We start from the raw sequence: 24,979 nt of genomic DNA, 5'->3' as shown, positions 1-24,979 counted from the left end.
CGATGACGAGGATATTTGTCAGGACATAGCGACAACCAGGTCCATGAGAATGCTCTCCTGAAGGGGGAAACACCGCGTGACGTGCGGGTGACCGCAAGGCGACCGATCGCGCTCGTCGTGGAGGCACGCGGCGATACAGTGGACGCCATGACCGACCGACGCCTCGCCATCGCCGCATGGGAGAGCCTCTTCCGCGCGCAGCACGAGGTCATGGCCGAGATCTCGCAGGACTTCGACGACGACGAGCTCTCGAGCGCCGAATACGACGTCCTCCTCACGGTGACCCGGTGCGACGAGCACACCGCGCGCCTGCGCGACGTGACCGCCAACATGCTGATCAGCCAGCCCAGCGTCTCGCGCCTGGTCGATCGGATGGTCGCGCGCGGCCTCGTCTCGAAGTGCCCCGACCCGCAGGACGGACGCGGCGCGATCCTGCGCGCGACGGACAAGGGCGCCTCGACGTTCCGGCGCGTCGCGACCATCCACGGGCGCACGATCGCCGAGCGGATGTCGGTGCTCACCGACGACGAACTCTCGCAGCTCGAACAGCTCACCGCCCGGCTGCGCGGGTTCTGACCGCAGACGAATCGCCCCGCATCCGGCACGGGATGCAGGGCGATTCGTCACTGCGGGACCGGCGATCCGGTCACTGGTCGATCGGCTGCGGCTCGCTCTCGCGGGTGGCGATCGTCGGGGCCGAACCCTCGGCGACGACCTCGACCTTGCGCGGCTTGGCCTTCTCGCTCACCGGGATGGTGACGGTCAAGACGCCGTTGTTGTAGGTCGCGGTGATCGCCTCGGTGTCAATTCCCTGGCCGAGGTTGAGCTGGCGGAGGAAGCTCGCGGTCTCGCGCTCGCGCGTGATCCACTTCACTCCGTCGGCCGCCCCCACGGTGCGCTCAGCGCGGATGGTGAGCAGCTGGCCGTCGACGTCGATGTCGACCGAGCCCGGGTCGATGCCCGGAAGGTCGGCGTTGAGGACGTAGTGGTCGCCGTCGCGGTACAGATCCATCGGCATCCGTCGCGGGCCGCGGCGCGTGTCGAAGAGGGTCGACGCGATGCGGTCGAGGTCACGGAACGGGTCGTAGGTCGCCATGATTCTCTCCTTCGGTGATGTGGTCTCAAAGTTGAGCCTCGGCGGCTCAAGTACGTTCAGATTAGCACTCTCGATATGCGAGTGCCAACGGTTCTCGCACGGCGAACGCACCCCGCGGACCGCCCCGTAGGCTGGCGGCATGAGCGCCCCTGAGATCGCCCCCGAGCCCGCCGATCCCTTCCTCTGGCTGGAGGTCATCGACGGATCCGAGGCCCGCGCGTGGGCCGCCGAGCAGACGGCCGAGACCGAATCGGCCTTCGCCGGAAACGCCCGGACGTCGCTCGAGAGCCGGCTGACCGGCATCCTGCAGGACCCCGATCGGCTCGTCGTCCCGAGTCGGCACGGCGATCTCATGTACGACCTGTGGCGGGATGCCGAGAACCCCCGCGGCCTGTGGCGTCGCACCTTGCGCGCCTCGTTCACGGCGGGTACCCCGGCCTGGGAGGTCCTGCTCGACATCGATGCTCTCGGCCGCGAGGAGGGCACGGCTTGGGCGTTCGCGGGCGCGGCCCACGGTCCGGCAGGCAGCGGCCGGGCCCTCGTGCGGCTGAGCCCCGACGGCGGCGACGCCTCCGTCGTGCGCGAATTCGACCTCGAGACGCGTCGCTTCGTCGACGACACCCCGTTCGCTCTCGACGCCGAGAAGACGATGATCGCGTGGATCGACCGCGACACCCTGCTCGTCGCGACCGCCCTGCACGGCGGCGGCGTCACCGACTCGGGCTACCCGATCAATGCCCGCGCATGGCGCCGCGGCGAGTCGCTCGAGGACGCGCCGCCCATCGTCACGGGTGTCGCGTCGGACGTCGGCGTGTTCGCGCACGTCGACCACACCGGCGGCACGGCGACCCCGATGGTGATCATCGCCCACGACTTCTTCCACTCGGAGGCCTGGGTGTGGGACGGCGGCGAACCGCGCCTCATCGCCGTGCCTCAGGACGCGAACGTCGACGTGCACGGCGAGATCGTCACCGTCCGCACGACGACACCGTGGCAGATCGGCGACACGACGCATCCCGCCGGCACCCTGCTGATCGGACCTCTCGACACCGTCACAGAGGGGGATGGCTCGGACCTTCGCGTCGCGTTCGCCCCGACCGACACCGCCGTCCTCGAGACGTGGACCTGGACGCGGAACCGGCTCGTCCTGACGGTGCTCGACCGGGTGCAGAGCCGGCTCGTGTCGCTGGACCCCGACACACTCGTCGGGAGCGACATCGACCTGGGAATGGGCGACGCCGACCTCTTCAGCGCGAACATCGCGACCGCCGACGACGACGAGGACGACGAGCTGTGGGTGGTCGCGCGCGGCTTCCTCACGCCGCCGACCCTGCTCGTCCTCGAGCCGGGTGCGGAACCGCGTGTCGTCGATCGCAGTCGCGCCACCTTCGATGCGTCCGGCCTCGTGGCCGAGCAGCACTGGGCGACGTCGGCCGACGGCACCCGCGTGCCGTACTTCGAGGTCGGTCCGCGCGAGCGCTCGGGCGCCCTTCCCGTGCTCATGAACGGCTACGGCGGGTTCGAGCACGCGCTGACGCCCGAGTATCCGACGATCGTCGGTCCCGCCTGGCTCGAGCAGGGTCGTGTCTACGTCGTCGCGAACATCCGCGGCGGCGGCGAGTTCGGTCCCGAATGGCACCTCGCCGCCCTGCGCGAGAACCGCCATCGCGCCTACGAGGACTTCGCCGCCGTCGCACGTGACCTCGTCCGCCGCGGCGTCTCGACCTCCGACCGGATCGCCTGCCACGGCCGCAGCAATGGTGGCCTGCTCGTCGGCAACATGCTGACCCAGTATCCCGACGACTTCGGGGCGATCGTCTGCGGCGTGCCTCTTCTCGACATGAGGCGGTACACGCGGCTGTCGGCCGGTGCCAGTTGGATCGCGGAGTACGGCGACCCCGACGACCCGGCCGAGTGGGAGTTCGTGAAGACCTTCTCGCCGTATCACCTCATCGAGCCCGGGCGGCGGTACCCGGCATCCCTCATCTACGCGGCCGCGAGCGACGACCGGGTCGGCCCCGTGCAGGCGCGCAAGATGGCGGCGCGGTTGGCGGACGAGACGGATGCCGAAGTGCACTACCTCGAGCCGATCGAGGGCGGTCACTCCGGAGCGATCGACGCGGCCTCCACCGCGGCGCTGCACGCGACGATCCACGCGTTCCTCGACCGCACGGTGGCGCGCGCCGACTGAGACAGCGCCGGCCCGCCCTCTACGCTGGGGGCGGGAGGTCCACCGCATGAGCACCATCGGGGCCGCCGAGGATGACCTCGCGGCGACGCTGTCGGCCGTCGCCGATCGCGTCCGCGTCGACGATGCGGCGGCGGAGCGGATCCGCGCGAACCTCCCGACGCTGCTCGCGGCGCTGGCCCGACGCGGAACGGCCGCGGATGAGCTCGACCTCGTGACGGCGGCGGTCGTCGCGGCGAACGGACGCTCGCTCGACCTCAAGGTGCACGGCGAGCAGCGTGCCGCGAACTCCGCCCGGACGAGTTCGCGATTCGCCCTCGGCGCCGCCTGCTACGCCGACAGGTACGCCGGGAACCTGGCCGGCCTCCGCGACGAGATCCCCGCCCTGCGCGACCTGGGTGCGAGCGTGCTCCACGTGCAATCCCCGTTCGCCCGTCGCGAGGACGGCACCGTCGACCTGCGGCGCGGCGACCCGGGCCTCGGTTCGATCGACCGCCTGTCGGACCTGGCGGCCCAGCTCCGACTGTCGGGCATCTCGCTCGCGGTCGACGTCCCCGCGCGCGACGATCTGGCGGGGCTGATCGACGACCTGCTCTTCCTCGCCGGGCGCGGCGTCGAGGTCTTCCTCCTCCCGCATCGTGACGCGGTGGACGTCATCGCCGCCGTGCTGGCGATCGGTGCACCGGGGGTCGATGTGCTCCCGGCATCCCCCGGTTCCGCTCCGCTGTGGCACGCCCTCGCCACCGGCGACGCCGCGCCCCTGCAGCGTGCTCTCGAGGCGCGCGCCGGCAGCATCGATGTGGCCGCCGTGCGGGACGCGGATGCCGTCGTGTGGCAGACGGATGCCGCCGAGCTCACCGCTCGCTACACGGACGGCTCGTCGTTCGGCCGCGGCCTGCCGACGGCCGGCGGCGTGGCCGGGACGACCGCATCCCTCGCCGGGGTCGAGGCCGGCGATCCGCTCGGCGAGGCGCGCGTCGTCCTCGCGCACGCGCTCGCACTGAGCGTGCCGGGCCTTCCCATGCTGTGGCTGGGCGACGAGGTCGGGCAGCTGAACGACCCCACGTTCCGCGACGATCCGGAGCGTCAAGACGACCCGCGCTGGACGCACCGCGGTCAGAAGCCGCGCGACCGCTACGCGCAGAGGACGGATGCCGCCACCTCGGCCGGCCGCATCCACCGCGACCTCACCAAGCTCATCGCCGTCCGGCACACGACGCCCGAGTTCGACGGGACGCGCCTGATCGGTTTCGGCGTGCCCGCGGCATCCGTCGTCGGGTATCAGCGTCCCGGAGACGACACCGTCGTGCTCGTGCTCGCGAACGTGTCGTCCGAGCCGGCGCACGTCCCTGCGGAGACGCTGTCAGGATTCGCCCCGACGGCACTCGATCTGATCGAGGGCGTGGAGCTCGGAATCGACGAAGGGCTCACGCTGCCCGCCTGCGGTTTCCGCTGGCTGCGCGTGAGCCCTGTCGTCTGAGTGCGGCCCTCTGAGACCGGCCGAGGTCAGTCCTCGACGACCGTGACCGTGACCTCGATGTTGCCGCGCGTGGCGTTCGAGTAGGGGCACACCTGGTGTGCGGCGTCGGCGAGAGCCTGCGCCTGGTCGTGCGGCAGGTTCGGGATGACGACCTCGAGCTGCACGGCGAGACCGAAGCCGCCCTCGCCGTTGGCGCCGATGCTGACGCGCGAGCCGACGCTGGTGTCCTCGAGGGTCACCTTCTGAGCGCGGGCGACGGACTGCAGGGCGCTGTGGAAGCACGCGGCGTAGCCGGCGGCGAAGAACACCTCGGGGTTCGGAGCGCCACCGGCGCCGCCCATCTCCTTGGGGACGCGGACGTCGGTGTCGACGAGGCCGTCCAGGGAGCGGACGTGGCCGTTGCGGCCGCCTCCGGTCGCGAGTGCTTCTGCGGTGTAGAGAGCTTCCATGATGTCCTTCGGGTCAGGAGGCGATCGCCTCGTCGGTGGTACGCATGACGCGGTTCAGGTCGTGGACCACGTCGAGCAGCATCCGCGCCTTCTCTTCGTCCAGTCCGGTGCAGCGCGCGATCTCCGCGCCGACGACGGAGAGCTCCGAGCGGAGCGCACGGCCGTCGTCCGTCAGCGAGACCTCGACGACACGGTCGTCGTGAGGGCTGCGCGAACGGGAGACGATGCCGCGCGCTTCGAGGCGGCGGATGAGCGGCGACAGTGTGCCCGAGTCGAGGAAGAGCTCTGCGCCCAACTCCTTGACCGACCGGGGCTCCTGATCGCCGAGAGCGACGATGACGAGGTACTGCGGGTACGTCAGCTTCCACGGCGCGAGCACGCGCCGATACGCCTGCCCGAAGGCGTGGCTGGCCGAGTACACCCCGAAGCACACCATCTGATCGGTCGCTCTCATACCGATATGGTTGCACGCAATCGAGTTGTGCACAACTTAACTGAGGGTGAACGACGGTCGCGGCCATACTGAGGTAATGGGGACGACGGATGCCGCGATGGCCGACGCATTCGACCGGGCGGCGGTCGTCGGCACCGGACGCGCTGCCCGGCCGTTGCGGTCCGCCCTCGAACGCGACCCTCACGACGCCGACCTGAGAACCGCGCTGGTGGTGCTCTACCGCGCCGGCGGAGCGCGCGAGCAGGCCGGTCGATACTCCGTCGCCGCGCCCGACGCGGACCCCGACGAGGTGTCCGCCTACCTGCGCTGGGCGATCGCGCAGGGAGCCGACGAGGCGCGCGTCCGGCGCCTCAGCCTCCTCGATGACAGCCAGCCGCTGCCGGACGGCTTCGTCGCGGATCTCGCGGCCGGCAGGGCGCGACGCACGCCCGCCGAGGCGTGGGAGACGCGGGGCGGTACCGCGATGTTCGTTTTCGGTGCGCTGATCGTCATCACGCTCGTCGCGACATTCGCGGCCGTGATCTTCTGGGCACCGGCCGCGCCGTTCATCGCTCATCTGGGGTCGCGCCTGGTCGCGCTGGCGTGGGCCGTCGCTTTCGCCTGCTTCACTGTCGCCGATGCCCTCCGACACCGGAGTAAGAATGCCGCGTTCAAAGGCGTCGTATCCGCGGTGCTGTTCACCTTCGGCTCGGCGGGTCTGGTGAGCCTGTTCACCGGCGGGGCCTGAATGAACCGAGTACTGCTCTTCTCGGGCGGAGCGGATTACGCCGACCCGTGGCATCCGTTCGCCGAAACCAGTGCGATCGTCGCGCAGGTGCTCCGCGAGGAGGGTGACGTCACGGTCGTCGACACGCTCGACGACCTCGCCGCGCGGATCGACGCTACGGACCTGCTCGTGATCAACGCCGGCGGAGGCACCGCGCCGCATCCGCTCGACGCGCGCCTCGCCGAGATCCTCACGGGATACCGCGGTCCGCTGCTCGTCCTGCACGTCGCCGCAACGCTGCTTCCGGAGCACACGGCGTGGGAGGCGCGCCTCGGCGGGCGCTGGGTGCGCGACGTGACGTTCCACCCCGAGCGCGGCCCGCTGCGCGTGCGTGCCGTCTCGGCATCTGTGGCGGATCTGGCCGACCTCAACACAGTGGACGAGGCGTACACGGCACTGAGGGTCTCCCCCGGGGCCGACGTCCTGCTTGTGCACGACGACGCCGACGGGGTCGCGCATCCGCTCGTCTGGACGCACGAGAACGACGGATGCCGCGCCGCGTACAGCGCGCTCGGCCACGACGCGGAGGCCTACGCGTCGCCGCTCGCATCGGAGCTCGTACGCCGACTCACCCGCTGGCTGCTCGCCCGACGGGTGGAGAACGAGAGATCATACGCGTGAAGCAGCGGCCCGTAATCGGAGTATCGGTACTCAGAGAGGACGAATCGGCGACGTCTCCCGTCAGGTCCGGCAGCGACCGGCGAGCGCTCACCGCTTTCGCCGCGTTGACAGTGCTCGCCGTGGTCGCGTTGCCTGGTTGCGCCTCTCATCTGCCTGCGCCGGGCGCAGCCCCTTCCCCTCGAGAGTCGGCGTGCGCGATCGCCGAGAACCCACATGGGGAGCCGCCGCCCGAGGGTTGCGTCGTCTACGACCCCGAGCAGAACATGGCGGACAACCAGCGCTGGCGTGATCGCGTCGCGATCTCGAATGACGCTGACACCGCGGGAGGCGCGTACGTCGAATCGGTGACGCGCGGCCTTACCGATCTGCGAAACTCCGGCACAGTCACCGCGGAGTCAGTTCGACAAGTCTTTCTCGACGAAGGGTTCCCCGCCCGATCCATTGAGACGCTCGGGGATCTGGGGAACGTAGGTTTCGGAGTGACCGTCGGTTCCCCCAGGAGCCAGGAGTTCACCGCATGCCTCTTCGGTGCGGTCGGACCGGACGGCGTCAACGTCGATGTCGGCGGCCCCATCATGGACGGTGGCTGCCTCGAGGGCTTAGGAGGGCACTAGGTCGCGGAGTCACGGTCCGACCGACGCGCGCCAGCCCCGACCGAGCGCACGGTTGCATGCTCACCCTCCGGAGCTCGCGATCGAGCTGATCCGTCTGTGGCATGGGCATTGGCGATGGATGCCGCACCTGACAGCCGAGGCAGAACGAACGGCGGGCGCAGTCCGGAAGACAAGAAAAGCCCCGCCGAAGCGGGGCCGTTCTCAGACTGTCTCAACACAGTGTGCGCCCGAAGGGACTCGAACCCCTAACCTTCTGATCCGTAGTCAGATGCTCTATCCATTGAGCTACGGGCGCATGGCCTGTTTCCGGGCCGAGGAACAGCATACTTCACGACTGGCCCCAATCCGAAATCGAGCCGCTACTCCAGCTCGCCCGGGTCGATTCCGGCGGGGTCGGACTCGAGGATGGGCTCGGGTTCGACGCCGCCGTCGCGGAGCGCCTGCTGCTTCGCGACGCTCCGGCGGTGGGCACGAAGCTTCGGCAGATCGACGAGGCGCAGCGCCTGCATGCGGGCCACCCGCATCCGCTCGTAGTCGGCGTCCAGGTCGGGACGGGCGGCGGCGATCCGCAGCGAGCGGTCGATGTTCTTCGACACCTCGGCCCAGGCGGCATCGCGCGCATCGGCGATGAGCTTGCGCAGCTCCTCCTGGTCCTCCGACCGGGCGCGCAGCTCCTTCGCGACGTGAAGCGACTGCTTGCGGCGTCGGCGCAGGTTGCGGACATCGCGACTGCGGTAGTCGTGCGTGCCGCTCGAGTCGGAGTACCGGTTGCGGGCGGCCTTGCGCTCGCGCTCGGTGCGGGCGGCATCCGCTTCTGCTTCTTCGGCGAGCGAGATCAGGATGTCGCGGGCATCACCGAGGAAGCGGTCCGAATCGAAGTCGTCGCCGTCGACGAGGATGTCGACCAGGATGCGGTTCTTCAACGCCAAACGTGTCGCCGCGGACGCGATGTAGAGCCCCTCGGCGACGACCTCTCGGGTCTTGACCCGTTCGTTGTCCGTCACGCTCACCCCTCGACTCACAGTCTACCGAGACAGGGGTGTCGGATGCCGGTCAGCCGAGCGACGGCAGCGCGTGACCGACCGGACCGTCACCGCGCAGCGGCGGGAACCGCCATGCGAGCGACGTCCTGCCGCCGGGAGCGATGTCGACGTGCAGGGTGTGCGGCGTCTGGATCATGCGCAGACGTGCGTGCCACGCACCGTCCTCCCCCACGCCGGCGACGGATCGGAACGGCACCTCGTCGAGGCCCTCGGCGGGTGCGGGCCACTCCCCTGCGGCCCACTCCCTGCGCCCGACGGGCAGCGTGACGTCGACGCCGCGGCCCGTGAAGCGGATGTTCCAGCCGCGGTCGGTCCCGGTCACCTCGACGCGCTCGGCACCCGGCACGGGGCCGTTGCTCGTGAACGGTCCCGGAGGGTAAACGGTCGCATCCACGTCGAACACGCCCGAGAAGTCCGCGCCGCTGTCGTCCGGCAGAGGGAGGGCCAGCGACGACAGCTTCTCGGCGAGGGCGGCATCCGCTTCTGCCGTTCCGGGCGCCGCCATCGCGGGACGCAGGTGGTCGGTGATGAGGCTCAGCAGGGTCTGCATGTCGATGGTCTCGGCCGTCGTGATGATCACGGCGTCCTCCTCGGGCCACACGATGATGAACTGCCCGTACGCGCCGTCGCCGCGGAACCCGTGCCGGTTCATCCAGTACTGGAAGCCGTACCCCTGCTGCCAATCGATCGGGTCGGGGGCTCCGGGACCGCGGTGGGCGGTGTCGTTGTCCATCTGCTTGGAAGTCGCCGCAGCGACCCACTTGTGGTCGAGGATCTGCTCGCCCCGCCAGCGGCCGCCGTCGAGCATGAGCTGACCGGTCTTGGCGAGGGATTCGGTGAAGACATGGATGCCGCTGAAGCCCATCTCGACATCGCCGATCATCATCCACTGCGCCTCATCGATGCCGAGGGGCTCGAGCAGCCGCGGGCGCAGGTAGTCGAGGATCGTGCCGCCGGTCGTCTTCGCGACCAGGCGCCCGACGCCGTAGATGGTCGGCTGGCTGTAGGCGAAGACCGCGCCGGGCTCGCGGTCGGGCGCGACGCGGAAGAACCCGCCCAGCACGTCGCCGCCGACCGCGCGCGAGGCGGCCGCCGCACGGTCGAGCGCCTCGGACTCGTGGCCGCTCGCCATCGTCAGCGCGTGCCGTACGAGGTATCGGCGGTACTTCTCGTCGAGGTCGTCGGGGACGAGCTCGGGGAAGTGATCGACCATGACGTCGTCCAGCCCGAAACGCCCCTCCGAGATCGCCAGACCCGCCGCGGCTGAGGTGAACGTCTTCGACAGCGAGTAGACGAGGTGCTTCAGGTCGGGGGCGAACGGCGCCCACCAGCCCTCGGCGATGACGTGTCCGTGGCGCAGCACCATCAGGCTGTGCATCTCGGTGTCGGTCTGCCCGATGGCGTCGATCAGGCGGTCGACACCGGCGGCATCCACCCCCTGCGCTGACGGAGTGGACCGGGGCAGGGAGGAGGACGTCGGCGTCATGCCGCCATCCTAGGGACGGCCGCTATCAGAGGGCCGAGATGCGCCAGGATGCCGCGAACGTCGCGCCGGGCGACAGCACGAGCAGTCCCGCGTCGTAGTCGTAGGCGCCCGCGTTGAAGGCGTCGGGCGCGCACGTCATCGGCTCGACGGCGAGGCCCTTCCGGTGGCCCGGGTGAGCTGCTCCGGACGGCTTGTCGGCGGTGTGCACCTGCACCCACGGGCACTCGGCGCCCCAGGTGACCGCGACGCCGACACCCGACGGGTCGGTGACGCGGACCGTGGCGGTGCCGTCGGCATCCGTCTCGATCCCGGTGAACGCGTGGTCGAGCTCGACGTCGCCGAGGACCCGCGGCGCGCGTCGGTCGAAGCGGTCGGGCTCGTAGTCGGTGACCGCGTGCACGGCGACGGGACTGAGCCGGTCGGGGGTGACCTCGAGGACGGATGCCGCGGGCAGCGCGAGCGTCCATTCATCCAGCGGCGCGGGGCCGGCGACGACGTAGGGGTGAGGACCGGTGCCGAAGGGCGCCGGCCTGGTGCCGAGGTTGCGCGCCCGGACGGTCTGGGTCAGGCCGTCGGCGGCGAGCACGTACGTCGTCTCGACGCGGACCCGCCACGGGTACCCGGTCTGGGGCTCGATGACCGCGGCGAGCGTCACACTGTCGTCGGAGCGCTCGACCTCGGCGAATTCGAGCCACGCGACGAGTCCGTGGAGCGCGTGCGACCGGTTCGGCTCGGTGAGCGCGGTGACCAACTCCTCGCCGTCGAAGGCGTAGGTGCCGTCGACGATGCGGTTGGGCCACGGGGCGAGGGTCGCTCCGCGGTAGTCGGGACGCACCTGATCGGCCTCGAACGGGACGACGAGGTCGCGCCCGTCGTGGCGCAGCTCGCGCAGCGTCGCCCCCACCGAGGCGATGATGGCGTCGTACGCGCCGGAGCGCAGCGCGAACTGGACGCCCGAGAGCGGGGCGGGGGCTGAGGTCACGGGCGGAGCATCACTTTCAGGGCGGCGCGGTCATCCATCAGGCGGTAGCCGTCGGCGGCCTCGCCGAGGCCCAGCTCGCGATCGAAGACGGCCCCGGGGTCGACTGTACCGTCGAGCACGCCCGGCAGGAGACGGTCGATGCACGCGCGGACGGGAGCCACGCCGCCCGTGACGGTGACGTTTTTCTCGAACTGCTTCCGCTGGAGCGGAGCGTCGGTGTACTGCGGAGCGCCGACGCGCGACATCGTGCCGCCCGGGCGGACCGCACCGAGGGCCTGCTCGTAGGCCGGGAGGTGGCCGACGGCGTCGATGACGACGTGCGCGCCGAACCCGCCGGTGAGGTCGCGGACGGCGGCGACGCCCTCGTCGCCCCGCTCCGCGACGACGTCCGTCGCGCCGTATCGGCGGCCGAGGTCGGTGCGCGCCTCGTGGCGCCCCATCAGGATGATGCGCTCCGCGCCGAGCTGTCGCGCCGACAGGACGGCGAGCAGGCCCACCGCGCCGTCACCGATGACCACCACGTCCTTGCCGGCCGCAGCGCCGCCGGTCACGGCGGCGTGCCAGCCCGTGCCGTACACGTCGCTCAGGGTGAGGAGTCCCGGCATCCGCTCGTCGTCTTCGGCGACGTCCACGCGGTACAGCGTGCCGTCGGCGAAGGGGGCGCGGCGGCGTTCGGCCTGCGCGCCGCCGGCGCCCGTGGGCTTCGTGGTCCCCGCATTCACGCACGAGGTCTGGAGGCCCGCACGGCAGAACTCGCACTCGCCGCACGAGAAGACGAACGGAACGATGACGACGTCTCCGGGCTTGACGGTGCGGACGTCCGCGCCGACCTCCTCGACGACACCGATCATCTCGTGCCCCATCGAACGGCCCTCGTCGCTGGGCTTCATCGAGTGGTACGGGTGCAGGTCGCTGCCGCACACGCACGCCACGACGGTGCGGAGCACCGCGTCGGTGGGCTGTTCGATCCGGGGTTCGGGTGCGTCGACCACGCGAACGTCGCCGGGGCCGTACATGTAAGCAGCTCGCATCCTTCGATTCAACTACGGATGCCGCGTCCGTGCGCTGTGCGAGTCTGTCGCCATGACCGCTGTCCACGATGTCGCGATCGTCGGTGCGGGCCTCGCCGGGCTGCGCGCCGCGACCCTGCTCGCCCGCGCGGGACGCGACGTCGTCGTGGTCGAGGCGCAGGACGAGGTCGGCGGGCGGCAGCGGACCGACGTCGTCGACGGGTTCCGTCTCGATCGCGGGTTCCAGGTGCTGAACCCGCGCTATGACGCACTGGCGCGGGCGGTGGACCTCGCCGACCTCGACCTGCGGCCGTTCCCCGTCGGCGTCCGGGTCGTGCGCGGTGCGCGCTCGGATGTCCTCGCGCATCCTGTGCGGCACCCGGGGATGCTCCCTGCCACCCTCGCGGGCGCCCTGTCAGGTCTCGTATCGCCCGCGGATGCCGCGGGCGCGGCGCGGTGGCTGCTGCCCGCGCTCGTCCGTCCGGCATCCGTCGCGAACGGACCGGATGCGACGCTGCACGAGGCGTGGGACCGCGCCCGGCTCAGGGGGCCCCTGCGCCGGTCGGTGCTCGAGCCGTTCCTCACCGGGGTGCTGGCCGACGACGGCGCCGGTACCTCCGCTGTGTACGCGACGCTGCTCGCACGGCTGTTCGCCCTCGGCCGGCCGGGAGTCCCGGCGGACGGGATCGCGGCGCTGCCGCAACGGCTGGCGGCACTCGCACGTTCTGCGGGGGCGGACATCCGCCTGTCGCAACCGGTGCGCGGCATCGACGTCCGCGCAGACCGCGTCGAGATCGGCGTGGCCGGCGGAGACGCCGTCTCGGCCCGCGAGGTGGTCGTCGCGGTCGGCGGCGAGGCCGTGGCCGGGCTGATCGACGCGCCGGCGCCCGCGATGCGCGGGCTGCAGACATGGTGGTTCGGGGCGGATGCCGGGGCCCCGGCATCCGCTCTGCTCGCCGTCGACGGCGAGCGCTCGGGCCCCATCGTGAACAGCGTGGTGATCTCGCGGACCGCTCCGGGATATGCGCCGTCGGGCCGACATCTCGTGGCGGCGAGCTGCCTGCTGCGGGATGGCGCCGACGAGGCGGCCGTGCGCGCGCAACTCGCGCGGATGTGGGGCGGCGAGGCGGCGGCGTGGGAGCTCGCGCGACGCGACGACATCCCGCACGCGCTGCCCGCGCTGGGGCCGCCCATGCGGCATCCGTCGCCGGTCAGACTGTCGGAGCGCGTCGTCGTCGCGGGCGATCACCGCGAGACGCCGTCGATCGCCGGGGCGCTCGTGTCAGGTGAGCGCGCGGCAGCCGCGGTGCTCGGTCAGGGCTGATCGCCGGTCGCGACCGGGCGGTCGGCGTGATTCGACCACTGACTCCACGAGCCGCCGTAGAGAGCCGCGTCGATGCCCGCGAGGCTCAGCGCTAACGCCGCCTGCGCGGCCGACACCCCCGAGCCGCAGCTCACGCCGACGGTCGTGTCGTCGGTGACCCCGAGCGTCTCGTAGCGCGCGCGCAGTTCCTCCGGCGAGCGGAACCGCCCGTGCTCGTCGACGTTGCCGCCGGTGGGGGCGTTCACCGCGCCGGGGATGTGACCGGCGCGCGGGTCCATCGGCTCGACGTCGCCGCGGTAGCGCTCCGGTGCACGCACGTCGAACAGGATGCCGGTGGTCGGCAGCTCCGCGGCCTCGTCGATGCTGAGGCGGGCCAGGTGGCTGGGCGTGAGGGCGACGTCGCCGCGCGCGGCGTGCACCGGGCCCGACTCGAGCGGCAGACCGGCATCGCGCCAGGCCTGCAGACCGCCGTCGAGGACGCGGACGTCGGAGACACCGGCATCCACCAGAACCCACCAGGCACGAGCGGCACCGAACGTCTGCCAGTCGTCGTAGACGACGACGGTGTCGCCCCTGTCGATCCCCCAGCGCCTCGCCGCCGTCTGCAGGTCGGCGATCTCGGGAAGCGGATGCCGCCCGTCCTCCGGTCCGCCGTGGGCGGCCAGTTCGTCGTCGAGACTGACGTAGACGGCCGTCGGGATGTGACCCGCCTCGTAGTCCGCGCGGCCGTCGGGCTCGTCGAGACGCCATCGGACATCGAGGACCGTGAGCGGACCGGCATCCCGGATCAGGTCGTCGAGCTCGGCGGGGGTGATCAGTCGCGCACGCGTCATGCCCCGACCCTACGTCGGCGGCGGGTGCCCGCGCTCCGGTGCCCCGAGCCGTCGCGGATGGTCGGTCCCTGTCACCCGCGGCGGCCATCTGCGACGTCTCGGGGACAAGACGATGCCGGGACCCCGATAGCGGGGCCCCGGCATGAGTCAGGGGTGCGGGGTCACCGCATGCGGACGATCAGCGGCCCAGGACGCCGTCGACCAGGTCGTTGACGCTCGAGGACACGTCGCCGACGGTGCTGTCGACGTCGCTCGTGATGTCCTTCACGAGGTCGCCGGTCTTCGACGAGACGTCGGTCTGGGGAGCGACGTCCGTGTTCGGCGAGACGTTCGTGTCGTTGCCCGAACCGACGTCGTTGCCGTTGCCGACCTCGTTGCCCGAGCCGACGGGGGCGTCGACCGAGGTGTCGTTGCCGGAGCCGATCGGTGCGTCGACGCTGTTGCCGGAGCCGATCGGCGCGTCGTTGCCCGAGCCGATGTCGCCGACGGACAGGTCGCCGGTCGACACGTCGCCGATCAGCTGGCTGTCGAGCAGCGACGAGACGGACGCCGCGAGCGTGTCGTTCGCGTCGAGGAAGTCAGTGAACCCCTCGGCTGCCGTCGTGGTGTTGGTGGTGGTGTCCTCGCTCTGCGCAGCGTTCGCCGGAAGGGCGAATCCCGCGGTGAGGGCGACGGCCGCGAGGCCGGTCGATCCGAGGACGATGGTCCGCTTCAGGTTGGTACGCATGATCTGTTTTCCTTCCTTGAGTGCGGCTTTCGCACGGTGGGTTGTCCGGAAACACCCCTCGAATCGGATTGGACCGGATGCCGCTGGAGCCGCCGCCCGGAGGGTGATCAGCTCGTGTCTCCCGCGTGTTTCCGGGCGACGATCGGCATCCTGAACGTTTCTTATGAGGACCGCCGCGACGCCACCGAGCCGACGCGAACTGCGGCTCCGGATGCCGGTTGGCAGCGCATCCCGCCGGATCGTGCAAGTCTTCATGCGGGAGGTTCCGTGACCACGCCGACGCACATCATCCAGGAGAACGGCTCGAGCAGATTCCCGCTGATCGACAACCTGCGGTCGTTCGAGGAACAGATCCGGTTCACCGTGGCGCAGATGGACGGCTCCTCCTTTTGGGCACTCAGCCTGTGGCGCGCGCCCGAGGGAGCCAACCTGCGCGCGAGCCTGCCTCGCTCAGAGGACTACATCCAATGCGCCGGTGACGCCGGAGGCGTGACGATCGAGGTCCGTTCCACCGACGCCACCGGCACGGCGCACCACTACACCGTCGGCAAGCCCGGTACCCACGCAACGGGAGAACCAACCGAGACGATCCGCTGGGACAGCGGGCGACGCGGCACGCAGGTCCATACGAACGAAGTGTTCACCATCGACGAGGCCGCAGAGCTGGTCATTGCCTACTACCGCGACGACCGCCTGCCCGCCGAGTACACCCTTCGGGAGCTCCGCGCGGTCTGACACCCGCCGACCCGACGCTACCGGCATCCATTTCTCGCGGATGGCCGCCGTTCCGGTCGGCTCGAGGCGTCTCGGATGGTCGTCTCGCGAGAGGCGGGGCGACCATCGGCGACGGCTCGGCGTCGGGTCAAGCGCGCAGCGCGTCGGGCGTGACGCCCAGGAGCGCGGCGAGCGCGCGGCGGGTGAGGTCGGTCCGGGACGGATCGGCGCGCCAGCGGACGAGACCCTGCGCGCCGAGGCCGTCGATGATCGCGAGCAGGTGCCAGGCGATCGCGTCGGCGTTGACGGCGCCGAACTCCCCGCGCGCGCGGCCGCGGTCGATCTCGGCGGCGAGCGCGCGCTGCCACGCATCCATCTCGGCGCGCACCCGCACGGCCAGCTCCTCGTTGCGGGTACCCAGCGCCCACCCCTGCACCCAGACGAGCGTGACGTCGTTCGGCTCCTCACCGAACACGGTGTCGAGCAGGATGCCGAGACGCGTCGTCGCGGCATCCGTCACCCGCATCGCGGCCAGCACCGCGCGCAGCTCCTCGGCGACGACGGCACCGAAGGCCTCGGCCACGAGCGCGTCCATGCCGTCCGCGTGATGCGCGACGAGCCCGGGCGCCACACCGACGCGGGCGGCGACGGCGCGCAGCGTGACGGCGTCGAGACCGTCGGCGAGCGCGATCTCGCGAGCGGCGAGGGCGATTTCCTCGCGCCTCTCGGCGGGGGTCTTCCGCGCTCGGCGGACGGTTGACGTCTCGGTCATCTCCTCGGTAGCCTCCCCTGTTGATCAAACGATCAATAAGCTACCCGACACCCGAGGGAGACGCCATGGGCTGGCGCATGCCGAGCGAGACCGCAGCACACGAGCGCACCTGGATGGCCTTCCCTCGCGAGGGGTTCACCCTCGGCGACACCGACGCGGAGCGCGAGGAGGGCTACGCCACCTGGACGGCCGTCGCCGCCGCCGTCGCCCGCTTCGAACCGGTCACGATGGTCGTCGACCCCACCGAGGTCTCCCGCGCGCGCCGCATGCTCCCCTCCGACGTGACCGTCGTCGAGGCTCCCGTCGACGAATTCTGGATGCGGGACCACGGCCCCACCTTCGTCGTCGACGATGAGCGGCCTGGCGTCCTGGGCGCCGTCGACTGGATCTTCAACGGCTGGGGAGCGCCCGACTGGGCCGAGTGGAAGGACTCTGCAGAGCACGCCCGCATCATCGCGGCCGAGGTGGGCGCCGAACTGGTCTCGTCCACGCTCGTCAACGAAGGCGGCGGCATCCACGTCGACGGCGAGGGCACCGTCCTCCTGACGCAGACGGTGCAGCTCGACCCGCGACGCAACCCCTTCGCCGACCGGGCACGCATCGAGGCGGAGATGGCCCGGACGCTCGGCGCGACCCGCGCCGTCTGGTTGAGCCGGGGGCTCACGCGCGACTACGACGACCTGGGCACGAATGGCCACGTCGACATCGTCGCGACGATCACCTCGCCCGGACGCCTGCTGCTGCACGATCAGCGCAACGCGTCGCACCCCGATCACGCGGTCACCGCGACACTGCGCGCCGAGCTCGACGGGCAGACGGATGCCGCCGGCCGCCGCTTCGAGATCGTCTCCCTGCCCGCGCCTGAGACCCTCGCCGACGCCCATGGCCCCCTCGACTGGAGCTACGTGAACCACCTCGTCGTGAACGGCGGCGTCATCGCCTGCGGCTTCGGCGAGGAGCGCGCCGACGCGCAGGCGCGGGCGATCCTCGCCGAGGCCTACCCGGGCCGAGAGGTCGTCACCGTGGACGCCCGTCCGCTGTTCGATCGCGGCGGCGGCATCCACTGCATCACGCAGCAGCAGCCGAAGGTCACCCGATGATCGACGTCGTCGAGGCGACGATCGCCGGCCTGAGGGCGGCGCTCGAGTCGGGCGCCGCGACGGCGGTCGACCTCGTCGACGCCTACCTCGCACGCATCGACGCGTACGACGGACCGGAGACCGAGACGGCGCTGAACGCCGTCGTGGTGCGGAACCCCGACGCGCGCGCCGAGGCTGCGGCATCCGATGCCCGCCGCGCCCGCGGCGAGACGCTCGGTCCGCTCGACGGCATCCCGTACACCGCGAAGGACAGCTTCCTGGTGCGAGGGCTCACCGCGGCGGCCGGGTCGCCCGCTTTCGCGGACCTCGTCGCGCAGCGTGACGCCTTCACGATCGAGCGCCTGCGCGCCGGCGGCGCGATCTGCCTCGGCCTGACGAACATGCCGCCGATGGCGAACGGCGGCATGCAGCGCGGCGTGTACGGCCGCGCCGAGAGCCCGTACAACGCCGAGTGGCTCACGGCGCCCTTTGCCAGCGGCTCGTCGAATGGATCGGGCACCGCGACGGCGGCGAGCTTCGCGGCCTTCGGCCTCGGCGAGGAGACCTGGTCATCAGGCCGCGGCCCCGCCTCGAACAACGCCCTGTGCGCGTACACGCCCTCGCGCGGCGTGATCTCGGTGCGCGGCAACTGGCCGCTCGTCCCGACGATGGACGTCGTCGTGCCGCACACGCGGACGACAGCCGATCTGCTGGAACTCCTCGACGTGGTCGTCGCCGACGATCCCGAGACGCGCGGGGATTTCTGGCGGGTGCAGCGGTGGGTCGAGCTTCCCGCCTCCTCGACCGTGAGGCCGGCGTCGTACCCGGCGCTCGCGCAGGGCGCCTCGCTCGAGGGGGTCCGTCTCGGCATCCCCCGCATGTACATCAACGCCGACCCGGATGCCGGAACCGGCACGGGCATCGGCGGTCCGACCGGCCGGCGAATCGAGACCCGGGAGTCCATCCTCGAGCTGTGGCGCGCGGCGCGTGCCGACCTCGAGGCCGCCGGAGCGACGGTCCTCGAGGTCGACTTCCCCGTCGTGAGCGACTACGAGGGCGACCGAGCCGGCGCTTCGACCATCGCCGAGCGAGTCCCCGAAGGATACCTGCACCGCGAGATTCTGGACCTGTCGGCATGGGCCTGGGACGACTTCCTCGCCGCCAACGGCGATCCGGCACTCTCGACCCTCGCCGACGTGGACGGCGCGACGATCTTCCCGTATCCGCCCGGCGCCCTCCCCGACCGCTACACCGGCTTCGACGACGACATCGCCGAGTATCCGGGCTGGGTGCGCGAGAACCCCGGCGCGACGCTCGACGACATGCCCGAACTCGCCGAGGGTCTGCGTGCTCTCGAACAGTTGCGTCGCACCGACCTCGAGGAGTGGATGGATGCCGCCGGCCTCGACGCGGTCGTCTTCCCCGCCGTCGCCGACGTGGGACCCGCCGACATGGACGTGAATGCCGCGTCGGCAGACCTCGGATGGCGCAACGGCGTGTGGATCGCCAACGGCAACCTCGCGATCCGACACCTCGGCATCCCCACCGTCACCGTTCCGATGGGCACGATGAGCGACACCCGGATGCCGGTGGGCCTCACCTTCGCCGGTCGCGCCTATGACGACACCGCCCTGCTGCGCCTCGGCGTAGCCTTCGAACGTCTGGGTACCCGCCGGACGCCACCGCCGCGCACACCCGCGCTCCCCCGCACCACCCCGGAGACCCGATGACCCAGCCCGCCCGCATGCACGACGTGACCGACGAGACCCGCCAGATCGTCGATCTCGTCCTCGATTACTCCCGGCAGCGCCTCCTCACCGACGACAATCCGCTCGACAAGCCGCTGCCCCCGGCAGAGCTGGCGCGCCTGGCGGGCGTGACCATCAGCGAACAGGGCATCGGCGCGCGCAAGGCGCTGGGGATCTTCGAGCACGTGCTGGCGCCGGCCTGCATCACGACCGATGACCCTCGATACCTGTCGTTCATCCCGAGCGCGCCGTCGAAGGCCGCTGCCGCGTTCGATCTCGTCGTCTCGGCGAGCGCGCTGTACGGCGGCTCCTGGCTCGAGGGCGCGGGCGCCGTCCACGCTGAGAACGAGGTGCTCCGGTGGCTCGGGAACGAGTTCGGACTCCCGGCGACCGCGGGTGGGGTGTTCGTGCAGGGCGGGACGCTCGGCAACCTGTCGGCGCTCGTCGCCGCGCGCGAGACGGCGCGGGAGCGCGGCATCCGTCCAGACCGGTGGCGCGTGGTCTGCTCGGCCGAGGCGCACTCCTCGATCGCGTCGGCGGCCCGCGTCATGGACGTCGAGGTCGTCACGGTCGCGCCCGATGCCGGCGGAGTGCTGCACGGCGACGCGGTGCGCGCGGCTCTCGAGGAGCACGGCGACAGCGTGTTCGCGGTCGTCGCGACCGCGGGCTCGACGAACTTCGGCATCGTCGACGACATCGCCTCCGTCGCCGAGGCGACGCGGGAGCTCGGCGTGTGGCTGCACGTCGACGGTGCATACGGGCTCGCCGGTGCCCTCTCGCCCGAGGCGCGGCACTTCTTCGCCGGGGTGGAGCACGCGGACTCGCTCATCGTCGATCCGCACAAGTGGTTGTTCGCGCCGTTCGACGCATGCGCGCTGCTCTACCGCGACCCGGAGCTCGGGCGCCGCGCGCACACGCAGCACGCCGAGTACCTCGACACGCTGACCGAGACGAGCGACTGGAGCCCGTCGGACTTCGCCGCGCACCTCACGCGCCGCGCACGGGGTCTGCCGCTGTGGTTCTCGCTCGCGACGTACGGCGCCGAGGTCTACCGCGAGGCGATCACGTCCTCCATCACGCTCGCTGAGCGCATCGCCGCCGAGATCGAGTCACGCGACGAGTTCGAGCTCGTCCGTCGTCCGCAGCTCAGCGTCGTCGTCTTCGAACGGCGTGGCTGGTCGAAGGACGACTACACGGCGTGGTCGAACCGCCTGCTCGACGACCAGCACGCCTTCGTCACGCCGTCGAGCCACGCCGGTCGCACGAACGCGCGGTTCGCGATCCTGAACCCCCGCACCACGTTCGAGGACCTGGTGGGGATCCTGGACACGATGCGCTGAGCGGGTCGCCCCGGCTCAGGCGATGACGTTGCGCCGCGTGAGCTCGGGCTCCCGCGGCGGCACGAGCCAGTTCACGGCGGCGATGCCGACCGGCAGAGCTACGGCGAGGGCGGCGAGCAGCCACCACGGAATATCGGCGAGACTCATCGGCTCGAAGGACGTCTGCGACTGCAGCCAGAACCCGATGGGCGGAAGGATGCCGGCGGTCGCCCCCGCGAAGGTGCCGAACCCCGCGATCACGAGTCCCTGCCACAGACCGATCCGGCGCCGAAGCCCCGGCGTGCCGCCGACCGCGGCGAGCGTCGCATCATCGGGCCGCCGCTCGAACCGAGCGAGGCCCAGCGCGACGGCGCTCGCGCCGAGGACGAGGACGGCGACCGCGGCGAGAAGGGGGACGAGCCAGACGGACGGATCGGCCGGACCGGTCTCACGATAGATCCAGACGCCGTACGTGTCCGTGCTCATCGACTCCGAGAGCGCGTTGAGCCGGTCGGTGGTCGCGACGTCGACGTCACCGGGGAACGCGGCGTAGACGCCGGAGACGGCGACGCGCAGCCCCCATTCCTTGGCGGTGGCCGGCGCGATCGCGACGGCGACTCCCTGCTCACGGGCGTCGATGCCGATCGCGGGGACCTGCCGTCGCCACGACGGCTCGTCCAGGTCCTGCCCCGAGGCCGGTACATACGCATTGTCCGGGACGCGACCGGACCGCCAGGCCCGTTCCGGCCAGGATGCGACCTCGATCGCACCTTCGACGATGAGCCGTTCGTCGGCGACGAGAGCGGCGCCATCGAGGTACGCTGCCCGATCGGACGCGGACAGACTGATCCCCATGACGATCGGGAGGTCGTCCGGGGCGATGATCTGAAGGTTGTTGCTCGGGTCGCCGAAGTGAGTCCAGCCGCCCTCCAGGTCATTCTGACCGATGAGGAAGGACGCCGGCGTGACGGCAACGGCTCGCTCGGCGTCCGCGGGGATGTCGTTCTCGTTCTCCGCCCACACCGCCGTCTGTCGTTGGACCAGGGCGGTCTCCGTCGCACCCGATGTGCGCAGCGCGCTCTCGATCTCGCCGGTTGCGGAGGCCACCTCATCCGCGGTGAGCGGCGTTTCGGTCATGGAGGAGATGTCGGCGTAAGCCGACCCCAGCGGGGCTGTGTAGGAATAGGTCCGCTCCGATTGACCCGCCGCCATCATTCCAAGGCCGACGGCGAAGACCCCGACGAAGACCGTCGCACCTATCGCGGCGAATGCCGGCACGGTCCGCGCGCCGTTGGCCACCGCGTCCCTCGCGGCGATGCGCGCCGCGATCCCGAGACGCGACAGCAGCCGCGAGGCGAGCCAGAGCAGCCACCGGCCCGAGATGAGGATGCCGACCTGCGCGAGCACGGGGCCTGCGATGATCCCGATCGTGGGCAGCCAGCGCAACGGCGAGTCCCAGGCCAGGCTGATGTCGGTGGCGACCGCTGCGGCAGCCAGGCCGCAGAGGACTGTGACGGTCGCGCCGATGAGGATGAGGAGCGAACCCCAGAGGGGACGAGACGCGCCTACCCGCTGCGGGCGCCGCGCCCCGCGGAGCGCGCTGATCGTGTCGGACCGGCCCACCGAGCGCGCTGGGACGAAGGCGGATGCGGTGCCGACCAGCATCGCGAAGACGAGGATGCCGACCAGCAGGGCCCAGGGAACATGGAACCCCCAGAACTGCGTGGCGGAACCGTTGTCGGCGATCTGCATGACCATGGCGGCGAGTCCGATCCCGGCGAGCATGCCGATGAGCCCGCCCACCAACCCGAGGACCGTGCCTTGGAGCAGGACGACGCTGCGCAGATCACGCGGCTCGGCCCCGACGCTCGCCGCGATCGCGAGCGCCCGCTGCTGACGCCGCGCGCTCACCGCGAACGCCGCACCCGCCAGCATCACGACCATGTATCCCGCCGCGAGGCCACCCGCAGCGAGCGCACTGGCGAGCGCGAGGAGTCCCTGCGTCGCCCCGGTCTCAGCGGTCCACGGCTCGCTGCCGTCGGGATAGGTGAAGCTCGGCGGATCGAGCACGACCTCGCGCGAGTAGACGCCCAGACCGTCCATGTTGAGCGCCTGGATCTGCGACCACGAGACCGGGGTCTCGGGGAGGTACCACTTCGCTTCCTCGAAACGGTCAGCGTCGGCGAACGCCACAGCACTGTCGGCGTCGGGGCGCGTCGCGTCGTCGAACGTGCCGACGATGGTGACCGTCTCGGCGGAGTCGACGAGTTCGAGTCGACCACCGAGCGACACCCCGACCCGCTCGAGCGTCGCGGGAGTGACCATGACCTCATCTGCGGCCTTCGGCGCCGAGCCCGAGGTCACCTCGAAGCGACCGGCGAACCGAGGGTCGCCGACGTCGCCGGCCCATGCGGGGACGGCAGCGATCCCCGTCGCTGTCGCGATGCGTTCGCGCCCCTCCGAGACCTTCACGATCTCCGTTCCGGCCGGCAGCGCCGAGGCCGGGTCGACAGCGGTGATCTGCTCTTGCCCGGTCGCCCAGCTGCTGCCGTATCCGGACGAATACGGGTCGGTCGGGACCTGCCAGAACCCCGCGTCCGCGGTACCGAGCGGCGCGACCCAGGCCTCCATCCGCCCGAGTTCGACATCCACCCGCTCGGCGGCGGTCGAAAACGTGCTCGAGACGAACACCGCCACCCCCGCCATCCCGGCGATCGGTAGCGCGATGAGCGCCATGATCAGCAACGACGACACCCACGTGCGCCGCACCTGACGCCGCGCGATGCGCACGGACACCCGCATGCGCGCGGTGCGCGAGGACTTCGGCTGCTCGGCGCGACGCCGCGCCCCGGCATCCGCTCGGGGTCGGTCCTGCACCGCGGTCATCGCGCGTCCGACAGGAGCGCGTCGGCGCCGCGGCGCTGAGACTCGTCGATGATGCGGCCGTCTCGAAGGAACACGATCCGGTCGGCCCACGCGGCGTGCCGCGGCTCATGGGTGACGAGGATGCCGGCAGCCCCCTGGTCGACGCGGTGCCGGATCATCTTCATGACCGCCTCCCCCGTCACCGAGTCGAGCGCGCCGGTCGGTTCGTCGGCGAGGATCAGCCGGCGCCCGCCGACCACGGCACGGGCGATCGCCACGCGCTGCTGCTGACCTCCCGACAGGTCGTCGGGGTAGGAATCGAGCTTGTCCTCGAGCCCCACCGAGGCGAGGGCATCCCGACCCGCACGGCGCGCCACCCGGGCTCGGAAGCCGTCGAGCTCGAGCGGCAGCGTCACGTTCTCGACGGCCGTGAGGGTCGGGATGAGATTGAAGTCCTGGAAGACGAAACCCAGGGAGCGCCGCCGAAGCTGCGCGAGGTCGCGACGTGTCGCCGTCGAGAGGTAGGTCCCCTCGACGACGACTTCGCCGCTGGTGGGCTTCTGCAACCCGCCCGCGATCGACAGGAGCGTGGATTTGCCCGAACCGGACGCTCCCATGATCGCGACGAGCTCACCCTTGTCGACCGTCAGATCGACGCCTGACAGTGCTGAGACGCTCGTCTCGCCCTCGCCGTACTGCTGCGTGACCCCCACCAGCTGCAGAACGGCGGCGCTCATCCGACGACCGCCTCGGTGTCGCTCGCCTCGGATTTGGCGGGCCTCCCCCGTTTGGGAGTCTCTGTGGACAGCTCGAGCCCCATCGTACGATGCGGATGCCGCGCGAGCCGCTGCTCGGTGTGATCGAGCCATCGGGTCTCGGCCTCGGCCGCGAAGATCATCGAATCGACGACGAGCGACCAGGCGAGCTCCTCGGGACCGTCGGGATTGGACCCGGCGTACTTCGCCCGATTGAGTTCCTGAAGCTGACGCAGCGACGCCGAACGCTGTCGCTGGATGACGGCGCCGAGGTCGACGCCGGGCAGGGTCGCGGCGACCGCGAGCTTGATCGCGAGTTCGTCGCGCGTTCCCTGCGCACGCTCGACGGGAGCGTCGAGCCAGGCCTGCACCTCGGCTGATCCGGCATCCGTGATCTGCCAGTAAACGTGGCCCTGCTCGTCGACGTCGCCTTTCTCCACGAGGCCGTCGCGCTCGAGCCGGTCGAGCGTGTTGTAGATCTGACCCACGTTGAGGGGCCACGTCGACCCGGTGCGGCGGTCGAACTCCGCCCGCAGCTGGTAGCCGTAGCAGGGACCCTGATCCAGGATCGCCAGCAGGCTCTGTCGTACCGACATCGGAACTCCTCGCTGCATACCGGGTATGTGTTTTCTGAGTATATGCATACCGGGCAAC

The 24,979-nt window shown here is 71.0% G+C and carries 24 protein-coding genes and 1 tRNA gene; 11 read left to right on the top strand and 14 right to left on the bottom strand.

Features of this window, described 5'->3' with window-relative positions:
* Positions 1-147: 147 nt before the first annotated feature.
* Positions 148-576, top strand: a complete 429-nt coding sequence (locus ACIQLK_RS05040; protein ID WP_400363200.1) for a MarR family winged helix-turn-helix transcriptional regulator — start codon at positions 148-150, stop codon at positions 574-576.
* A gap of 70 nt (positions 577-646) precedes the next feature.
* On the opposite strand, the gene ACIQLK_RS05035 is transcribed toward ACIQLK_RS05040, so the two are convergent.
* Positions 647-1,096 (bottom strand): Hsp20/alpha crystallin family protein, encoded by a 450-nt coding sequence (locus ACIQLK_RS05035; RefSeq protein ID WP_400363199.1) that lies wholly within the window; start codon positions 1,094-1,096, stop codon positions 647-649.
* 139 nt (positions 1,097-1,235) lie between these two features.
* Between ACIQLK_RS05035 and ACIQLK_RS05030 the strand changes: the two genes are divergently transcribed.
* Together ACIQLK_RS05030 and ACIQLK_RS05025 are read left to right on the top strand one after the other, a co-directional pair.
* Positions 1,236-3,287: a prolyl oligopeptidase family protein gene (locus ACIQLK_RS05030; protein WP_400363198.1), complete on the top strand. Its 2,052-nt coding sequence runs from the start codon at positions 1,236-1,238 to the stop codon at positions 3,285-3,287.
* Between the two features lie 46 nt (positions 3,288-3,333).
* Positions 3,334-4,764, top strand: a complete 1,431-nt coding sequence (locus tag ACIQLK_RS05025; protein WP_400363197.1) for a hypothetical protein — start codon at positions 3,334-3,336, stop codon at positions 4,762-4,764.
* Positions 4,765-4,790: 26 nt separating this feature from the next.
* Here ACIQLK_RS05025 and ACIQLK_RS05020 read toward each other — a convergent pair whose 3' ends face one another.
* Both ACIQLK_RS05020 and ACIQLK_RS05015 read right to left on the bottom strand, forming a co-directional pair.
* Positions 4,791-5,213, bottom strand: coding sequence for an organic hydroperoxide resistance protein (locus ACIQLK_RS05020; protein WP_400363196.1), 423 nt, complete (start codon positions 5,211-5,213; stop codon positions 4,791-4,793).
* Positions 5,214-5,226: 13 nt separating this feature from the next.
* Entirely contained in the window at positions 5,227-5,649 is a 423-nt protein-coding gene (locus ACIQLK_RS05015) for a MarR family winged helix-turn-helix transcriptional regulator (protein WP_020097976.1), read from the bottom strand.
* A gap of 94 nt (positions 5,650-5,743) precedes the next feature.
* Between ACIQLK_RS05015 and ACIQLK_RS05010 the strand changes: the two genes are divergently transcribed.
* From ACIQLK_RS05010 to ACIQLK_RS05000, 3 genes are read left to right on the top strand one after another with little or no spacing between them, the layout of a single operon-like run.
* Positions 5,744-6,394 carry a DUF6584 family protein gene (locus ACIQLK_RS05010; RefSeq protein WP_400363195.1) on the top strand — a complete coding sequence of 217 codons (651 nt, stop codon included), beginning with the start codon at positions 5,744-5,746 and terminating at the stop codon, positions 6,392-6,394.
* Positions 6,395-7,054, top strand: coding sequence for a ThuA domain-containing protein (locus ACIQLK_RS05005; protein WP_400363194.1), 660 nt, complete (start codon positions 6,395-6,397; stop codon positions 7,052-7,054).
* On the top strand, positions 7,051-7,668 hold the full coding sequence (locus ACIQLK_RS05000) for a hypothetical protein (RefSeq protein WP_400363193.1): 618 nt from the start codon (positions 7,051-7,053) through the stop codon (positions 7,666-7,668). The genes ACIQLK_RS05005 and ACIQLK_RS05000 overlap by 4 nt, the downstream gene beginning before the upstream one ends.
* Positions 7,669-7,890: 222 nt before the next feature.
* On the opposite strand, the gene ACIQLK_RS04995 is transcribed toward ACIQLK_RS05000, so the two are convergent.
* The 5 genes from ACIQLK_RS04995 to ACIQLK_RS04975 all read right to left on the bottom strand — a co-directional run bounded on the left by ACIQLK_RS04995 (position 7,891) and on the right by ACIQLK_RS04975 (position 12,210).
* Positions 7,891-7,963, bottom strand: a tRNA-Arg gene (locus tag ACIQLK_RS04995).
* A 64-nt stretch (positions 7,964-8,027) separates the two neighbouring features.
* On the bottom strand, positions 8,028-8,672 hold the full coding sequence (locus ACIQLK_RS04990; protein WP_400363192.1) for an asparagine synthase: 645 nt from the start codon (positions 8,670-8,672) through the stop codon (positions 8,028-8,030).
* Between the two features lie 49 nt (positions 8,673-8,721).
* Entirely contained in the window at positions 8,722-10,197 is a 1,476-nt protein-coding gene (locus ACIQLK_RS04985) for a serine hydrolase domain-containing protein (RefSeq protein ID WP_400363191.1), read from the bottom strand.
* Positions 10,198-10,222: 25 nt separating this feature from the next.
* Positions 10,223-11,179 carry an aldose 1-epimerase family protein gene (locus tag ACIQLK_RS04980; protein ID WP_400363190.1) on the bottom strand — a complete coding sequence of 319 codons (957 nt, stop codon included), beginning with the start codon at positions 11,177-11,179 and terminating at the stop codon, positions 10,223-10,225.
* On the bottom strand, positions 11,176-12,210 hold the full coding sequence (locus tag ACIQLK_RS04975) for a zinc-binding dehydrogenase (protein WP_400363189.1): 1,035 nt from the start codon (positions 12,208-12,210) through the stop codon (positions 11,176-11,178). Before ACIQLK_RS04975 ends, ACIQLK_RS04980 begins: the two co-directional genes overlap by 4 nt.
* Before the next feature lie 52 nt (positions 12,211-12,262).
* Here ACIQLK_RS04975 and ACIQLK_RS04970 point away from each other — a divergent pair, with 52 nt between their 5' ends.
* The gene (locus ACIQLK_RS04970) at positions 12,263-13,513 is read left to right on the top strand and encodes an NAD(P)/FAD-dependent oxidoreductase (protein ID WP_400363188.1); all 1,251 of its coding nucleotides are present in this window, start codon (positions 12,263-12,265) and stop codon (positions 13,511-13,513) included.
* Here the strand turns inward: ACIQLK_RS04970 and ACIQLK_RS04965 are convergent.
* Both ACIQLK_RS04965 and ACIQLK_RS04960 read right to left on the bottom strand, forming a co-directional pair.
* On the bottom strand, positions 13,504-14,346 hold the full coding sequence (locus ACIQLK_RS04965) for a sulfurtransferase (RefSeq protein ID WP_400363187.1): 843 nt from the start codon (positions 14,344-14,346) through the stop codon (positions 13,504-13,506). The two genes, ACIQLK_RS04970 and ACIQLK_RS04965, sit on opposite strands and share 10 nt — an antisense overlap.
* 178 nt (positions 14,347-14,524) lie before the next feature.
* On the bottom strand, positions 14,525-15,073 hold the full coding sequence (locus tag ACIQLK_RS04960) for a hypothetical protein (RefSeq protein WP_400363186.1): 549 nt from the start codon (positions 15,071-15,073) through the stop codon (positions 14,525-14,527).
* Between the two features lie 267 nt (positions 15,074-15,340).
* Between ACIQLK_RS04960 and ACIQLK_RS04955 the strand changes: the two genes are divergently transcribed.
* Positions 15,341-15,808, top strand: a complete 468-nt coding sequence (locus ACIQLK_RS04955; RefSeq protein ID WP_400363185.1) for a hypothetical protein — start codon at positions 15,341-15,343, stop codon at positions 15,806-15,808.
* Positions 15,809-15,935: 127 nt separating this feature from the next.
* Here ACIQLK_RS04955 and ACIQLK_RS04950 read toward each other — a convergent pair whose 3' ends face one another.
* Entirely contained in the window at positions 15,936-16,559 is a 624-nt protein-coding gene (locus tag ACIQLK_RS04950; RefSeq protein WP_400363184.1) for a TetR family transcriptional regulator C-terminal domain-containing protein, read from the bottom strand.
* A gap of 65 nt (positions 16,560-16,624) precedes the next feature.
* Between ACIQLK_RS04950 and ACIQLK_RS04945 the strand changes: the two genes are divergently transcribed.
* The 3 genes from ACIQLK_RS04945 to ACIQLK_RS04935 are packed head-to-tail and all read left to right on the top strand — an operon-like array spanning position 16,625 to position 20,726.
* The gene (locus ACIQLK_RS04945) at positions 16,625-17,659 is read left to right on the top strand and encodes an agmatine/peptidylarginine deiminase (protein WP_400363867.1); all 1,035 of its coding nucleotides are present in this window, start codon (positions 16,625-16,627) and stop codon (positions 17,657-17,659) included.
* Positions 17,656-19,368, top strand: coding sequence for an amidase (locus ACIQLK_RS04940; RefSeq protein ID WP_400363183.1), 1,713 nt, complete (start codon positions 17,656-17,658; stop codon positions 19,366-19,368). The genes ACIQLK_RS04945 and ACIQLK_RS04940 overlap by 4 nt, the downstream gene beginning before the upstream one ends.
* Positions 19,365-20,726 (top strand): pyridoxal phosphate-dependent decarboxylase family protein, encoded by a 1,362-nt coding sequence (locus tag ACIQLK_RS04935; protein ID WP_400363182.1) that lies wholly within the window; start codon positions 19,365-19,367, stop codon positions 20,724-20,726. Before ACIQLK_RS04940 ends, ACIQLK_RS04935 begins: the two co-directional genes overlap by 4 nt.
* A gap of 15 nt (positions 20,727-20,741) precedes the next feature.
* Here ACIQLK_RS04935 and ACIQLK_RS04930 read toward each other — a convergent pair whose 3' ends face one another.
* From ACIQLK_RS04930 to ACIQLK_RS04920, 3 genes are read right to left on the bottom strand one after another with little or no spacing between them, the layout of a single operon-like run.
* Positions 20,742-23,591, bottom strand: a complete 2,850-nt coding sequence (locus tag ACIQLK_RS04930) for an FtsX-like permease family protein (protein ID WP_400363181.1) — start codon at positions 23,589-23,591, stop codon at positions 20,742-20,744.
* Positions 23,588-24,307, bottom strand: a complete 720-nt coding sequence (locus ACIQLK_RS04925; protein ID WP_400363180.1) for an ABC transporter ATP-binding protein — start codon at positions 24,305-24,307, stop codon at positions 23,588-23,590. Before ACIQLK_RS04925 ends, ACIQLK_RS04930 begins: the two co-directional genes overlap by 4 nt.
* Entirely contained in the window at positions 24,304-24,921 is a 618-nt protein-coding gene (locus tag ACIQLK_RS04920) for a PadR family transcriptional regulator (RefSeq protein WP_400363179.1), read from the bottom strand. Before ACIQLK_RS04920 ends, ACIQLK_RS04925 begins: the two co-directional genes overlap by 4 nt.
* Positions 24,922-24,979: the final 58 nt, after the last annotated feature.

The organism is Microbacterium sp. NPDC091382 (genome assembly GCF_044757025.1).
In the GTDB taxonomy this organism is placed as follows: domain Bacteria; phylum Actinomycetota; class Actinomycetes; order Actinomycetales; family Microbacteriaceae; genus Microbacterium.
This window is presented reverse-complemented; position numbering and strand designations above follow the sequence as displayed.

Bases quoted from the DNA above. Each gene is read 5' to 3' on its own strand.
- ACIQLK_RS04925 (WP_400363180.1), bottom strand. From the start codon at position 24,307: ATGAGCGCCGCCGTTCTGCAGCTGGTGGGGGTCACGCAGCAGTACGGC.
- ACIQLK_RS04935 (WP_400363182.1), top strand. From the start codon at position 19,365: ATGACCCAGCCCGCCCGCATGCACGACGTGACCGACGAGACCCGCCAG.
- ACIQLK_RS04920 (WP_400363179.1), bottom strand. From the start codon at position 24,921: ATGTCGGTACGACAGAGCCTGCTGGCGATCCTGGATCAGGGTCCCTGC.
- ACIQLK_RS04950 (WP_400363184.1), bottom strand. From the start codon at position 16,559: ATGACCGAGACGTCAACCGTCCGCCGAGCGCGGAAGACCCCCGCCGAG.
- ACIQLK_RS04975 (WP_400363189.1), bottom strand. From the start codon at position 12,210: ATGCGAGCTGCTTACATGTACGGCCCCGGCGACGTTCGCGTGGTCGAC.
- ACIQLK_RS04985 (WP_400363191.1), bottom strand. From the start codon at position 10,197: ATGACGCCGACGTCCTCCTCCCTGCCCCGGTCCACTCCGTCAGCGCAG.
- ACIQLK_RS05020 (WP_400363196.1), bottom strand. From the start codon at position 5,213: ATGGAAGCTCTCTACACCGCAGAAGCACTCGCGACCGGAGGCGGCCGC.
- ACIQLK_RS04960 (WP_400363186.1), bottom strand. From the start codon at position 15,073: ATGCGTACCAACCTGAAGCGGACCATCGTCCTCGGATCGACCGGCCTC.
- ACIQLK_RS04940 (WP_400363183.1), top strand. From the start codon at position 17,656: ATGATCGACGTCGTCGAGGCGACGATCGCCGGCCTGAGGGCGGCGCTC.
- ACIQLK_RS04945 (WP_400363867.1), top strand. From the start codon at position 16,625: ATGGGCTGGCGCATGCCGAGCGAGACCGCAGCACACGAGCGCACCTGG.
- ACIQLK_RS05015 (WP_020097976.1), bottom strand. From the start codon at position 5,649: ATGGTGTGCTTCGGGGTGTACTCGGCCAGCCACGCCTTCGGGCAGGCG.
- ACIQLK_RS04965 (WP_400363187.1), bottom strand. From the start codon at position 14,346: ATGACGCGTGCGCGACTGATCACCCCCGCCGAGCTCGACGACCTGATC.
- ACIQLK_RS05005 (WP_400363194.1), top strand. From the start codon at position 6,395: ATGAACCGAGTACTGCTCTTCTCGGGCGGAGCGGATTACGCCGACCCG.
- ACIQLK_RS05010 (WP_400363195.1), top strand. From the start codon at position 5,744: ATGGGGACGACGGATGCCGCGATGGCCGACGCATTCGACCGGGCGGCG.
- ACIQLK_RS05025 (WP_400363197.1), top strand. From the start codon at position 3,334: ATGAGCACCATCGGGGCCGCCGAGGATGACCTCGCGGCGACGCTGTCG.
- ACIQLK_RS04970 (WP_400363188.1), top strand. From the start codon at position 12,263: ATGACCGCTGTCCACGATGTCGCGATCGTCGGTGCGGGCCTCGCCGGG.
- ACIQLK_RS05040 (WP_400363200.1), top strand. From the start codon at position 148: ATGACCGACCGACGCCTCGCCATCGCCGCATGGGAGAGCCTCTTCCGC.
- ACIQLK_RS04930 (WP_400363181.1), bottom strand. From the start codon at position 23,591: ATGACCGCGGTGCAGGACCGACCCCGAGCGGATGCCGGGGCGCGGCGT.
- ACIQLK_RS05035 (WP_400363199.1), bottom strand. From the start codon at position 1,096: ATGGCGACCTACGACCCGTTCCGTGACCTCGACCGCATCGCGTCGACC.
- ACIQLK_RS05030 (WP_400363198.1), top strand. From the start codon at position 1,236: ATGAGCGCCCCTGAGATCGCCCCCGAGCCCGCCGATCCCTTCCTCTGG.